We start from the raw sequence: 13,053 nt of genomic DNA on the forward strand, positions 1-13,053 counted from the left end.
AATGAGCCCTAGAACAGCTCGCGCGTTTGTCCCGGTTGTCCCGGCGGTCACGCTCGCGCTAGTGGCCGCGGCGTGTATCGTAACCGGCGATGCCAACGCAGCCTTTCACGACCCGATCGACACCCCTGCCGCAGCAGCGCCAAACGCTACCCACGAACCCATGATGTCGGTCGCGCTCGCAGGCAAGCGGCTTGTTGCCGTCGGACCGCGCGGCGTGATTCTTCTGTCTGACGACGACGCCGCACACTGGCGGCAGGCGCCAAGCCCAGTGAGTTCGGATTTGGTCTCAGTCATGTTTGCAACGCCGCAGCAAGGTTGGGCAGTGGGACACGATGGCCAGGTGCTGCACAGCGCGGACGGCGGAGCCACGTGGCACAAACAGCTCGACGGCATTCAGGCGGCAAAGCTGATGCAGAGCTTCTACTCTCACCAGGCGGGCACTTCACCGGATCTAAAGACAGCACAGGACGAAGCCGCACGCTTTCTGGCTGACATGGGAGGCCGACCATTCCTCGACGTATGGTTCGACAACGACCGTTCCGGCTGGGTGGTCGGCTCCTTCAATATTATTTTTCATACGAAGGACGGCGGTAAAACCTGGGAGCCATGGTTCGATCGCGTTGACAACCCGAATGCGCTGAACCTTCACACCATTCGGCGCATCGGGTCGACGCTGTACATTGCTGGCGAGCAAGGCCTTCTCCTCAAACTCGACGAGGGCGCGCAGCGCTTTGTCGGACTCAAGACGCCGTCGAAAAGCAGCTTCTTTGGTATGACCTCGAGCGGCTCGACGCTGATTGCCTACGGTCTGCTGGGTAACGCGTTCCGCACAGTCGACAACGGCCAGACGTGGCAGAAGATTTCCTTACCGACAGGCGCGAGCGTGCTGGCGAGCGGGCAACTTGCCGATGGCCGGCTGCTGCTCGGCACACAGGCAGGCGAACTGCTGGTTAGTAGCGATCACGGCAAGACCTTCAGCCGCGTCGCCACGCCCGTGCCCGGCGCGGTTTTCGGCCTGATGACGCGTGGCAGCGAGGCCATCGTCACCGGCGCGGCAGGACTTTCCCGCATCGAGCTTCCCGTCGCGGGCAACGCAAAGTGACAGTGTTTATCCATCGCATTCCAGGAGCCAGACATGGCGGCAGGTAGCAACGCCCAATTCGACAAAATGCCGGTGGTGACTGATCCCACCACGTTCGATCGGCGATCCGGAAACATGCTGGAACGACTCATATTCAACCGCCGTCCATGGCTTATGTTGATCTGCGCACTAGTGACGGCGATTCTGGGTGTTCAGGCATCGCGTCTCGAAGTCAACGCCAGCTTCGAGAAGATGATCCCGCTGTCGCACCCGTATATCCACAACTATCTGACGAACAAGGCGGATCTCAAGGGTCTCGGGAACTCGATCCGGGTCGTCGTCGAAGCAAAAAATGGCAACGTGTACGATCCTACGTATCTGAACGCGCTCAAACGGATCAACGATGCGTTGTTCCTGATCCCAGGCGTGGACCGTCCCGGCGTCAAGTCGTTGTGGATGCCGATCGTACGGTGGAACACGGTGACTGAAAACGGTTTTGCGGGCGGCCCTGTCATGCCCGAAAGCTACGACGGCTCACCGGCGCAGATCGACCGGCTCCGCACCAATGTCGCGCGTGCCAACATCGTTGGCAGCCTTGTCGCGAACGATCTGAAGTCGAGCATGATCCAGATACCCCTGCTCGACACTTATCCTGATACTGGCAAGCCTCTCGATTACGCCAGGCTTACTCGCCAGATCGAAGACGTTTTGCAGCGCGAGTCGCATGGCGAAGTGCGCGTACACGTCGTTGGATTTGCCAAGCTGATCGGTGATCTGATCTCGGGGCTCAACCTCATCACGATGTACTTCGGCATGGCGGCGCTGATCGCCCTCGTCGTGATCTTTCTCTATACGCGCTGCATTCGCAGCACCTTACTGGTCGTGAGTTGCTCGCTGATTGCCGTGATCTGGCAGCTCGGCATCATCAAGACGCTGGGATTCGTGCTTGATCCGTACTCGATTCTGGTGCCGTTTCTGGTCTTCGCGATCGGTGTGTCTCACGGCGCCCAGAAGATGAACGGTATCACGCAGGACGTCGGCCGCGGCACGCACAAGTATGTCGCCGCACGCTACACGTTCCGGCGGTTGTTCCTCGCCGGCCTCACCGCCCTGCTCGCGGACGTAGTCGGGTTTGCCGTGCTGATGGTGATCGACATCCCCGTCATCAAGGATCTCGCGTTCACCGCCAGCGTCGGCGTTGGCGTGCTGGTGTTCACTAACTTACTGCTGCTTCCGGTTCTGCTGTCGTACATCGGCGTCAGCCCGTCGGCCGCCCGACGTAGCGTCAGGACCGAGCGAGAAGAAAACGCCGGACATAATGCGGTGGGTTCAGTGTGGAACGTGCTTGACCGTTTCACTGAACGCCGATGGGCTACTGCTGCAATTGCCTGCGCAGCGCTTCTCGCCGTGGGCGGCTGGAGCGTCAGTCAGAAGTTGCAGATCGGCGACCTCGATGCGGGCGCACCGGAACTCCGGCCGGACTCCCGCTATAACATCGACAACGCTTATATCAATGCGCATTACGGGCTTTCGAGTGACCTGTTCGTGGTGATCGGCAAGTCCTCGCAGACGAGTTGTGACGGCAACAACTATCCGCTTGCTGTCGAGGCCGATCGACTCGAGACCATGCTGCGTACAGTGCCCGGCGTCCAGACAACGACCTCAATCGGCGCGCTTTCCCGCTGGGTCACCTCAGGCTTCTACGAAGGCTACCCGAAGTGGTACACGATCGACCGCGTGCCGTCGATCCAGAACAAGACCGCTTCGCAGATTGTGCTGGACCATCCGGACTTGTTGAATGCGACGTGCACGACCGCGCCGATCATTGTGTACCTGACTGATCACAAGGCGGCGACTTTGTCGCGCGTCATGGCGGCTGCCGAAGACTTTGCGAAAACGCACAATGACAAGGACCATCAGTTTCTGATGGTAGCAGGCTCGGCCGGCATCGATGCGGTGACGAACGTAGTCGTCGCGAAGGCCAACCGGTTAATGCTGCTCATGGTGTACGGTGCCGTCATCCTTTTGTGCTTTATCACCTTCCGCAGCTGGCGCGCGGTGATTGTCGCTGTCGTACCTCTCGCGGTCACTTCGATTCTCTGCGAAGCGTTGATGGTAATGCTCGGCATTGGCGTGAAAGTCTCGACATTGCCGGTGATCGCGCTGGGCGTCGGCATCGGTGTCGACTACGCACTCTATCTGTTGAGCGTCCAGTTGTCTTACCAGCGAGCAGGACTGCCGTTGGCAGAAGCGTACCGCCGGGCCGTGCAATTCACCGGCAAGGTAGTTGCACTGGTTGGGGTAACACTGGCGGCGGGTGTTGTTACATGGGCGTTTTCACCAATCAAGTTCCAAGCCGACATGGGCATTTTGCTGACGTTCATGTTCTTATGGAACATGATCGGCGCGCTGATCCTGATCCCCGCACTGTCGCATTTCCTGCTCCGTGGCATCTCCGATTCGGCGAGCAAAGCGGCGGGGATGCCAGTTAAGGCCGACGTGTCCAAGCTGGTCGTGCCCGCCGTGCGCACCGAGAATCTCGCCGCGACGGGCGGCGCTAATACTAAACAGACCTCGCGCGGCTGACCAGCGGCAAGCGGCCAGGCGCGAGAAGCAAACGCGCCTGGTGCAGGCGGCCGGCGTCAAGGTAACGCCTATTTGCACTCGTCTCCGGAAAACCGCCGAAGGCGGCGAACAAATTTGGCATTCTCAAGCTCATGAGAGCGTCCAGCAGTTCGCGGCGGACCCTGACATCAACGGTGGTGAGAGACCTATGAACAACGCGACGGCATACGGCAAATCAGTACGTTGCGTCAAGAGCATCAAGGTTGCGATTGGGCAGAGAGACGGGCACTGACTCTAATCCAGCCGCACACAGGGCACCGAAGTGCCCCGTTTTCTTCTTAACGCACATCCCACTCCAGCGGCAAATGATAGAGCGTGCCGTTGACGCCGCCATGCACGCCCGCCTTTTCGCCGGGCTTGACCCGGAAGTCAGGGATTCGCTTGAGCCATTCCTGCAGGAACACCTTGAGTTCCACGCGCGCGAGAAATGACCCTGGACAGCGATGCGCGCCATTCCCGAAAGTGGAGTGAATAGGCGTCGGGCGAGAAAAGTCCACCGTAAGCGGATCATTGAACTTACGATCGTCCAGCCCGTGCAGCGTGGTCGGGATGATGATCATGTCACCTTCCTTCATCTGCACGCCCTTGTATTCAAAGTCGTGCGTGATGCGGCGTCCCTGATTGACCACTGGAAAGCGCCGCAGTAGCTCGTCGACCGCCTTTTGCGTGAGCTCCGGGTGCTCGATCAACTCCTTGCGATGCGACGGGCTCTTCGCCAGAAAATTCGCGATAAAACCCATCGCCGATGCGACCGTGTCTAACCCGCCGATCAGCACGAGTCCGCACAGCCCCTTCAGTTCCTGATCCGTCAACGCACGCCCGTCGATCCTGGATTGAACGATCCGGCTGATAAGGTCGTCGCCCGGGTTGGCACGCCGCTCCGCAATTTTGACGCCGAGATATTCGAAAATCGCACCGAGCGCGGCCAGCTTTTGCTCCGCGGAGTCAGGCCGAACCATCTTGTCGGCGAGGCCAAGAAGGAAGTCGCGATCTTCCGCGGGCAACGCGACCATATTCATGAAAATACCGATCGGCAAGTGCTGTGCGAAGCCCGACACAAACTCCACCTCGCCCTTTCCGTAAAAGCCCTCAATCAACTCGATCGTCATCTCGCGGGCCTTCTCTTCGAGTGTGCTGATCGCCTGGGGCATAAAAGCCGGGGCAATCAGCGCACGATATGCCGTATGCAGCGGCGGATCAAAGAAGATCGGCGGCAGCGGCGCATGTTCGACCAGCGGCACCGTCAGCTGCTTCGACGAAAAATTCTCGTAGTCTTTGAATATCTGGTAGATGTCGTCTCCGCGCGTCGCAATCCAGTGACCGCCGTTTCTCGGTGTCCAGAAGATGTCGGGAACGCCGTCGTCGTGCAGCCTCTTCAGCGCGAGATGGTAGTCGGCGTCGGCGCCGGGCGGGTTGTAGATATCCATATCCACAACCAACTCCGGCGGCACGTGTGCGGGAATCGGCGCCGACTCGGGCGGCGCTGCGTGACCGGTTGCTGACATTCGGTGTCTCCTTTTCGCGACGTGGCCAAGCGCACCGACATAGCGGTTATCGCACTGGCTATTAGATGATTGATGCCTACAGGTAGGCCCCGTACAACTCAACGTGATGTTCGGTGTTGCCCCAGGTCATATCGATGCAGGTCAGGCGTTTCACGTACCATCCCACTGACAGTTCGTCGGTCATTCCCATACCACCATGCAATTGCACAGCCTGTTGTCCAACGAAGCGGCCGCTACGCCCGATCATCGCCTTGGCAGCACAGACCGCGCGATGGCTTTCGCGCCTATCGTCGTCCGCAAGTTTTGCGGCGGCGAAGTAAACCATTGAACGGGCCTGTTCGACAGCGGCGAGGATATCGGCGGCGCGATGTTGCAAAGCCTGAAACTTGCCTATCGGCGCGCCGAACTGCTTGCGTGTGCGCAAATAGTCGTAGGTCAGATTGGCCAGCTTTTCCATCGTCCCCACCGCCTCCGCGCAAAGTGCAAAGATGCCGTGATCGACTACCCACTCCAACAGCGCGAACCCTTCGTCTACCGTACCGAGCACAGCGTCCGCATTGACGTGCACCTCATCTAGCGTAATCTCCGCGACGCGCTGGCCATCGAGCGCCGGAAATCCTTTCACCGTGACGCCAGGTGTTTTTGCGTCTACAGCGAAGAGCGTGATACCCGCCGTGTCCGTCGGCTCGCCCGACGTTCGTGCGGAGACAAACAGCAGGTCTGCGCTGTCACCATGCAGGACCACACCCTTCCGACCATTGAGCACATAGCCTGCATCAGACGCTTTCGCGGTCGTGGTCACATTCCACAGGTCAAAGCGCGCGCCCGGCTCAAGCGTCGCGAGCGCGGTCTTCAGGTTGCCGCCGGCGAGACCGGTGAGCCACGACGCCTTGCGGGCCTCGTGGCCTGCAACGCCGATCAGTCTTGCGCCCAGCACCGCCGACGAAAGAAATGGCTCGAGCACAAGCCCCCGGCCAAATGCCTCCATGACGATCATGGTTTCCACCGGCGAAGCGCCAAGACCACCGTGTTCCTCTGGCACGTTCAACGCCAGCAGCCCCATGTCAGCGAGCGTGGACCAGTGCGTGGACGACCAGCCCTGGGTTGTCGTCGCCAGTCGCCGCCGCGCTTCGAAAGCATATTCGTTGTCGACGAAACGGCCGACCACGTTGGCCAGCATCTGTTGCTCTTCGACGAGCGTAAAGTCCATGACGTCTCCTCAGATGCCGAGCGCCAATTTGGCGATAATGTTTTTCTGCACCTCGGTCGAACCGCCATAGATCGAGATCTTGCGCCAGTCGAGATAGTGCGCGGCGAGCGCGTTCAGCAGTTCACCGTTCGCAGTTTCGCCGCTCCACTCCCCGTCCAGTGCGTCGGCGACGAATGGCACCGCATAAGGACCGGCGCATTCCATAATGAGTTCGGTCAATTCCTGCTGGATTTCCGAGCCACGAATTTTCAGCACGGACGCTTCGGGCCCAATCGTCCGTCCCGCCGATTCAGCGGAGGCCACACGCAGCAGCGACCACTCGTGCGCGATCAGGTCGATCTCGACCTTCGCGATCCTGTCGCGAAAGCGGACATCGTCGATCAGTGGCTTGCCGTGTTTCCGTTCCGTCCGTGCAATCTCCTTCAATCGACGCATAAAGCGTTTGCAGTTGCCAAGCCCGGCAATATTGGTGCGTTCATGGCCGAGCAGATACTTTGCGATCGACCAGCCATGATTTTCCTCGCCGACCAGATTTCGGATCGGCACCTCAACGTTCTCAAAGAAAACTTCGTTGACATCATGTCCGCCATCGAGTGTCTTGATCGGCCGGACGGTGATGCCGGGCGTTTTCATATCGATCAGCAGGAAGGAAATGCCCTCCTGCGGACGGTCGCCGCTCTGCGTGCGCACCAGACAGAAAATCCAGTTGGCCCACTGGGCAAACGAAGTCCATGTCTTCTGTCCGTTGACGATATAGAACGGTTCGCCATCGCGCGGAGCACATTCAGCGCGCGTTTTGAGTGAAGCCAGATCTGAGCCGGCGCCAGGCTCGGAATAGCCTTGACACCACCAGTCCTCCATCGTCACGATGCGAGGAAGAAAGTAAGCTCGCTGCGCCGCCGTCCCGAACTTCTGCAATACCGGTCCGACCATTGACAGGCCGAACGGCATCTGCCGAGGCGCACCGGCGGTAAAGCACTCTTCGTCGAAGATATTGCGTTGTGTAGCGTTCCACCCCGCGCCGCCGTATTCGACCGGCCACGCAGCCGCGCCCCAGCCGTTCGCTGCGAGGATGCGCTGCCAGCGAACGTAATCTTCGCGCGGCACATGACGGAAATTGAGCACTCGCTCGCGGATATCCGACGGCAACCGGGCCGCCACAAATTCCCGAACCGATGCGCGAAAGGTCTTGTCTTCCAGACTTTCTCGCAAATCCATAAACACACTCCTTTGACCACACTTGCCAGGACAACAATCCCGGTCCGGTGTTCAGCCAATCTCCACGATGCCGTTATTCAGCACCACCACGTCGCGTGCATCCACTCGAGCCCGCAAATGGAAACGTGCGTCACTCTCACGCCACAATTGAAAACGGATGGTTTCGCCGGGATAAACCGGCGACGTAAGGCGAAGCGCAAGGCGCTTCAGGCGGGACGCGTCGTTGCCGGCGCAGGTTCGGATCGCGGCATAGCCTGCAATCCCGTACGTCGCAAGTCCGTGCAGAATTGGCTGCTTGAAGCCGGCTTTCGTGGCTACCTCCGGGTCGGCATGCAGCGGATTCGAATCGCCCGAAAGTCGGTAGATCAGCGCAGTCTGGGGCGAAGTCGCAAACTCGAATTCACTGTCTGGGGCGCGCTCGGGAACCGATGGCAGCGCCTCCGGAGGCGGGTCGGTGATGCCGGTTTCCGCGCTAAAGCCACCGTCGCCGCGCAGAAAAGACACTTGCCGTACCTCGGCGAGCCGTTCGCCACTACCCTGCTCGATCAGATCACGCCTGAGTTCGACGATGGCTCCCTTACCCGCTCCCTTGTCTGACACAAGGCTCACGCGGGTCTTGCTGACGATGGTCGCGGCCGTCGGCATCGGACGGAGGAAACGGACGTCCTGCTCACCATGCACCAGCTTCAGATAGTCAACGCCGGCACGCGGATCACGCATCCATGATTTCGGCCAGGCGAATGCTGCGGCGCACGTCGGCATCGCCTGCAGCTCCTTCTCGTAGACATACCGCAATTGCGCCGCGTCGAGCGGATCACCGCCGATGCCGAGACCGAGCGCGTAGAGCATCACATCGCGCTCAGAGTAACTCTGGGTCACATCTTCAATTGGCCAGTTCCTGATGACTTCGTACTTCAGCATGACTATGCCCCGTAAGATTTCAATCGTCGGTGAAATTCGGCTTGCGCTTTTCGAGGAAGCTCGCGATGCCTTCCTTGTAGTCGTCGCACTGATTCGCAATCGGCATGTCGAGTCCGGCAGACATGACGGCTTCATGCGGCGTCTGAAACGGGACTTCCCAAAGCTGCGCCTTCATCACGCGCATCGAGCGCGGCGAGCAGTTCTCAGCGAGGTCGCGCGCATACGCATAGGTCTCTTCGGCCAACGTGCCCGATGGAAACGCGCGGTTGACAAGCCCCATTCGTTCCGCTTCGAGCCCCTTGATCTTGCGCGCCGACAGGAGCAGATCGAGCGCTCTGGCATGCCCGACATGGTGCGAGAGTATCCAGGCCATGCCATATTCGGCGGTGAGTCCCCGCCGCGCGAAAGCAGTGGTAATCGTGGCGTCCTCGGCAGCGAAGCGGATGTCGCAGAACAACGCGTGAATCAGGCCGATGCCCACCGTCGCGCCGTTGAGCATGGCGATGACCGGCTTCGGTATCGCCGGGTAGTACGAGCAGCGCGTCTGCCAGTCGGCGCGCTTGCGCATGTCGAAAGGACGCGGCAGCTTGGTCATCAGCGCGGCTGGATCGCCGCCAAAGCTATGAATATCGCCGCCGGCGCAGAACGCCTTGCCCGCTCCGGTGAACACGATGACGCGCACGCCGCGGTCGGCTCCTGCCGCCTGCATGGCCTCATAAACTTCTGTGGCCACCTTGTCGTTCCAGCTGTTCATGTGTTCGGGACGGTTCAGCGTGATCGTGGCGATCCGGTCCTTCACGTCGTACAGGATGGTCTCGTAGCCCATGGATGTCTCCGTCGGTGGTCGCGTTGTCTAGAAAGAGCGTGGCATGTCCAGCACATGCTCGGCCACGTAAGACAGAATCAGATTGGTCGAGATTGGTGCCACCTGATAAAGGCGGGTCTCGCGGAATTTCCGCTCCACATCGTATTCGCATGCAAAGCCAAAGCCGCCGTGCGTCTGCAAACAGGCATTAGCGGCCTTCCACGAGGCCGTGGCGGCCAAGTGTTTAGCCATGTTCGCTTCGGCACCACATGGCTGGTGAGCGTCGAACAGTTCACACGCCCTGTACCGCATCAGATCCGCCGCTCTCACGTCGATATACGATTCAGCGATAGGAAACTGCACGCCCTGGTTCATACCGATGGGGCGGTCAAACACCTGTCGTTCGGTGGCGTACGTCCGCGCGCGATCGACGAACCAGTAGCCGTCGCCGATACATTCGGCGGCAATCAATGCACGCTCGGCGTTCAGTCCATCGAGGATGTACTTGAAGCCTTTGCCTTCCTCGCCGATCAGGTTCTCTTCGGGAATCTCAAGGTTGTCAAAAAACAGTTCGTTGGTTTCATGGTTGACCATGTTGGGAATCGGACGCACTGTCAAACCGTTGCCGATCGCCTGATGCAAGTCGACCAGAAAGCAGGAAAGCCCGTCGGATTTTTTCTTGACGTCGGCGAGCGGCGTGGTACGGGCCAGCAGAATCATCAGGTCCGAATGCTGCACACGGGAGATCCACACTTTCTGACCATTCACGACGTAGCGGCCATCTTTCTTCACCGCCATGGTTTTCAGTTTGGTGGTGTCCGTGCCGGTGGTCGGCTCCGTCACGGCCATTGACTGAAGACGCAGTTCGCCGCTGGCGATCTTCGGCAGATAGGCCCTCTTTTGAGCCTCTGAGCCGTTGCGTAACAGCGTATTCATGTTGTACATCTGGCCGTGGCAAAACCCGGAGTTGCCGCCATTGCGATTGATCTCTTCCATAATGACGGAAGCTTCGCTCAGTCCGAGACCCGAGCCGCCGTATTCCTGGGGAATCAGCGCTGCCATCCAGCCAGCGCGGGTCAACGCGTCGACAAACGCTTCCGGATAAACACGCTCGTGGTCGATGCGGCGCCAATATTCGTCAGGATATTCCTTCGACAGATCGCGCAACGCATCGCGCAGTTCCTGATACGAATCCGAGGTAGAAAATCTGCTCATCTGAATGGTTCCGTTCACATGAAGAAGCCGCGGGCTCAGGCCGCCGCATCGATCAATCCGCCCGCACTGGCGAGCTGGGTCAAGTGGTGTTCAGCGGCGCCGAACAGAATGTCGATCACACTCAGGCGACGGAGATAGTGGCCGACCTTGCATTCCTCGGTCATACCAATGCCGCCGTGAAGCTGCACGCCCTGCTGGCCTACAAACCGCCCAGCGCGGCCGATCTGCACCTTGGCCGCTGCCATGCTGCGCGCGCGTTCTTCCACGTCCGGCTCCTCGCTCATCATGGTGGCAAACAGCGCCATGCTGCGGGCCTGCTCAACCATCACCAGCATGTCAACCGCGCGATGTTGCAATGCCTGGAACGACCCGATGGCGACGCCAAATTGCTTGCGCACCTTGAGGTATTCGACAGTTTCTTCGTGCGCGGCCGCCATCGAGCCGACGGCTTCGGCGCACAGCGCTGCAATGGCCTGCGCGACAACCGATTCGATCAGCGGAAGAGCCTTCCCCGCTTCGCCAATCACATCCGCGTCGCTCACGCGCACGCCCGACAGTTCGACATCCGCAGCGCGCAGCCGATCCTGTGTCAGATACTCTCGGCGCGTTAGACCAGGCGCATGCGCATCGACAAGAAATAGCGCAATGCCGTCGCGGTCGCGGCGGCCGCCTGAAACGCGCGCCGACACGATCAGCCTGTCCGCACCACCGCCGTGTATCACAACGCGCTTTGCTCCATCCAGCACCCAATCATTGCCATCGCGTCGCGCGGTGGTGGCAACGTCGGCGAGGTCGTACCGTGACTGCGGCTCTGCGTGTGCGAAGGCCATCAGTAGCGAACCATCGGCAATCAGCGGCAGAATCGCCTCGCGCTGCGCGATACTGCCAGCAAGACGGATGCAGCCACCGCTGAGCACCACGGTCGCCAGATAGGGCTCGACGACGAGTCCCCGCCCGAACGCCTCCATCACGATCATCGTTTCGACCGGACCGCAGCCGCTGCCGCCGAAGTCATCGGCGAAGCTCAGGCCAAGTAAGCCCATGTTGGCGTAGCGGGCCCACTGTTTGCGGCTGAACCCATCCGGCTCAGCCAGGTAGCGCGCACGCTGCTCGAAGCTGTACTCGTCCTTGACAAGCCGGTCGACACTGTCCTTGAGCATGCGTTGCTCGTCGGTAAAATCAAAGTCCATGGCCCTTGCTTCTCCGCATTTCGATTGCCGCTCAAAGTCCGAGAACGGACTTGGCGAGGATGTTTTTCTGGATTTCGTTCGATCCGCCCACAATCGAAACGTGGCGCGCGAAGTAGTGATTCGGCGCGATAGTCAGTGCCCAGTCTGGGTCCCGGATCGGCTCACCTACGCCGCGCAGGAAATCCAGATCGAGCGGCAGCGCGTCAGGGCCGGCCACTTCCAGAAGCAGTTCGGCCGCGAGTTGCTGAAGCTCCGACCCCTTGATCTTTAGAATCGACGTCTTCGGGTCCGGCGTGTGACTACCGCGTGCGGTGCTTTCCGCAATCACTCGCATCTGCGTGATTTCCAGCGCCTTCAACTCGACTTCGATAGACGCGACACGCTCGCGGAATTGAGGGTTGTCCCAAAGCACACCGTCGCCGCACGGAACGCGCTTCGCGAGATCTTTGGCGTGGCGGATACGCATCTTCGACACGCCGACACGCGCAATGCCGCTGCGCTCGTTGCCGAGCAAATACTTGGCGTAATCCCACCCCTTGTTTTCTTCGCCAATCCGGTTTGCGACAGGCACACGTACGTTATCGAAAAACACCTCATTGGTTTCATGATGACCGTCGATAGTGATGATCGGCCGCACCGTCAAGCCAGGTGTTTTCATATCGATCAGCAGATAAGTAATGCCCTCCTGTTTCTTCCCACTCGCGTCGGTACGCACGAGGCAGAACATCCAGTCCGCGTGATGGGCCGTCGAGGTCCACAGCTTCTGCCCGTTGATCACGTAGTGGTCGCCTTCCCGGACCGCCTGGGTCCTTAGCGCCGCCAGGTCGGACCCGGCACCGGGCTCCGAAAAGCCTTGGCAGAACCAGTACTCGAGACTTGCAATACGTGGCAGGAAGTCGCGTTTCTGCTCGTCACTGCCGAACGCGATCAGCACCGGGCCGATCATGTTGACATTGAACGAAAGCGTTTCCGGCGCGGGCACCATGTGCAGTTCTTCCTTGAAGATGTATTGCTGCACCGCGCTCCAGCCAGTTCCACCCCACGCCTTATCCCACGCCGGCGTCGCCCAGCCGCGTTCGTACAGAACGCGCTGCCAGCGGCGCAGATCATCCGCCGAGTAGCGCTGTCCCAGCGCCGCCTTGACGCGGATGTCTTCAGGCAACGCTTCCTTGAAAAAGGCTCGCACTACATCGCGGAACGCCAGTTCTTCGTCGGTATATCGCAGGTCCATGGTGTCTCGTCTCGATTCGTTGCCGCGCCGCTGACGGCCGTCCATTGTTTTT

Annotated in this window: 10 protein-coding genes; 2 read left to right on the plus strand and 8 right to left on the minus strand. The window is 59.9% G+C overall.

Annotation, left to right across the window (positions count from 1 at the left end; all coding sequences use genetic code 11):
• The first annotated feature begins 1 nt into the window (after position 1).
• Together B0G81_RS36970 and B0G81_RS36975 are read left to right on the plus strand one after the other, a co-directional pair.
• Complete coding sequence (locus B0G81_RS36970) at positions 2 to 1,102, plus strand: YCF48-related protein (RefSeq protein ID WP_134142684.1); 1,101 nt, start codon at positions 2 to 4, stop codon at positions 1,100 to 1,102.
• A 33-nt stretch (positions 1,103 to 1,135) separates the two neighbouring features.
• Complete coding sequence (locus B0G81_RS36975) at positions 1,136 to 3,667, plus strand: MMPL family transporter (RefSeq protein WP_134142688.1); 2,532 nt, start codon at positions 1,136 to 1,138, stop codon at positions 3,665 to 3,667.
• A gap of 317 nt (positions 3,668 to 3,984) precedes the next feature.
• Here the strand turns inward: B0G81_RS36975 and B0G81_RS36980 are convergent, their stop codons facing one another.
• The 8 genes from B0G81_RS36980 to B0G81_RS37015 all read right to left on the minus strand — a co-directional run bounded on the left by B0G81_RS36980 (position 3,985) and on the right by B0G81_RS37015 (position 13,001).
• Positions 3,985 to 5,211, minus strand: a complete 1,227-nt coding sequence (locus B0G81_RS36980; protein WP_134142690.1) for a cytochrome P450 — start codon at positions 5,209 to 5,211, stop codon at positions 3,985 to 3,987.
• Positions 5,212 to 5,287: 76 nt separating this feature from the next.
• Positions 5,288 to 6,391: an acyl-CoA dehydrogenase gene (locus B0G81_RS36985; RefSeq protein ID WP_243856724.1), complete on the minus strand. Its 1,104-nt coding sequence runs from the start codon at positions 6,389 to 6,391 to the stop codon at positions 5,288 to 5,290.
• Positions 6,392 to 6,430: 39 nt separating this feature from the next.
• Positions 6,431 to 7,639, minus strand: a complete 1,209-nt coding sequence (locus tag B0G81_RS36990) for an acyl-CoA dehydrogenase family protein (protein ID WP_134142694.1) — start codon at positions 7,637 to 7,639, stop codon at positions 6,431 to 6,433.
• A gap of 51 nt (positions 7,640 to 7,690) precedes the next feature.
• Positions 7,691 to 8,560 (minus strand): MaoC/PaaZ C-terminal domain-containing protein, encoded by an 870-nt coding sequence (locus tag B0G81_RS36995; protein ID WP_116117294.1) that lies wholly within the window; start codon positions 8,558 to 8,560, stop codon positions 7,691 to 7,693.
• A 19-nt stretch (positions 8,561 to 8,579) separates the two neighbouring features.
• Positions 8,580 to 9,386, minus strand: coding sequence for an enoyl-CoA hydratase (locus B0G81_RS37000; protein ID WP_134142696.1), 807 nt, complete (start codon positions 9,384 to 9,386; stop codon positions 8,580 to 8,582).
• Positions 9,387 to 9,413: 27 nt separating this feature from the next.
• Positions 9,414 to 10,580 (minus strand): acyl-CoA dehydrogenase family protein, encoded by a 1,167-nt coding sequence (locus B0G81_RS37005; RefSeq protein ID WP_134142700.1) that lies wholly within the window; start codon positions 10,578 to 10,580, stop codon positions 9,414 to 9,416.
• Between the two features lie 35 nt (positions 10,581 to 10,615).
• Positions 10,616 to 11,863 (minus strand): acyl-CoA dehydrogenase family protein, encoded by a 1,248-nt coding sequence (locus tag B0G81_RS37010; protein WP_243856725.1) that lies wholly within the window; start codon positions 11,861 to 11,863, stop codon positions 10,616 to 10,618.
• Positions 11,802 to 13,001: an acyl-CoA dehydrogenase family protein gene (locus B0G81_RS37015; RefSeq protein ID WP_134142702.1), complete on the minus strand. Its 1,200-nt coding sequence runs from the start codon at positions 12,999 to 13,001 to the stop codon at positions 11,802 to 11,804. The genes B0G81_RS37010 and B0G81_RS37015 overlap by 62 nt, the downstream gene beginning before the upstream one ends.
• Between the last annotated feature and the right edge of the window lie 52 nt (positions 13,002 to 13,053).

Origin of the sequence: Paraburkholderia sp. BL6665CI2N2, assembly GCF_004366535.1 — a bacterium.
GTDB lineage: Bacteria > Pseudomonadota > Gammaproteobacteria > Burkholderiales > Burkholderiaceae > Paraburkholderia.

Coding starts and splice junctions, on each gene's coding strand:
- B0G81_RS36970 (WP_134142684.1), top strand. CDS start 2: ATGAGCCCTAGAACAGCTCGCGCGTTTGTCCCGGTTGTCCCGGCGGTC.
- B0G81_RS36975 (WP_134142688.1), top strand. CDS start 1,136: ATGGCGGCAGGTAGCAACGCCCAATTCGACAAAATGCCGGTGGTGACT.
- B0G81_RS36980 (WP_134142690.1), bottom strand. CDS start 5,211: ATGTCAGCAACCGGTCACGCAGCGCCGCCCGAGTCGGCGCCGATTCCC.
- B0G81_RS36985 (WP_243856724.1), bottom strand. CDS start 6,391: ATGCTGGCCAACGTGGTCGGCCGTTTCGTCGACAACGAATATGCTTTC.
- B0G81_RS36990 (WP_134142694.1), bottom strand. CDS start 7,639: ATGGATTTGCGAGAAAGTCTGGAAGACAAGACCTTTCGCGCATCGGTT.
- B0G81_RS36995 (WP_116117294.1), bottom strand. CDS start 8,560: ATGCTGAAGTACGAAGTCATCAGGAACTGGCCAATTGAAGATGTGACC.
- B0G81_RS37000 (WP_134142696.1), bottom strand. CDS start 9,386: ATGGGCTACGAGACCATCCTGTACGACGTGAAGGACCGGATCGCCACG.
- B0G81_RS37005 (WP_134142700.1), bottom strand. CDS start 10,580: ATGAGCAGATTTTCTACCTCGGATTCGTATCAGGAACTGCGCGATGCG.
- B0G81_RS37015 (WP_134142702.1), bottom strand. CDS start 13,001: ATGGACCTGCGATATACCGACGAAGAACTGGCGTTCCGCGATGTAGTG.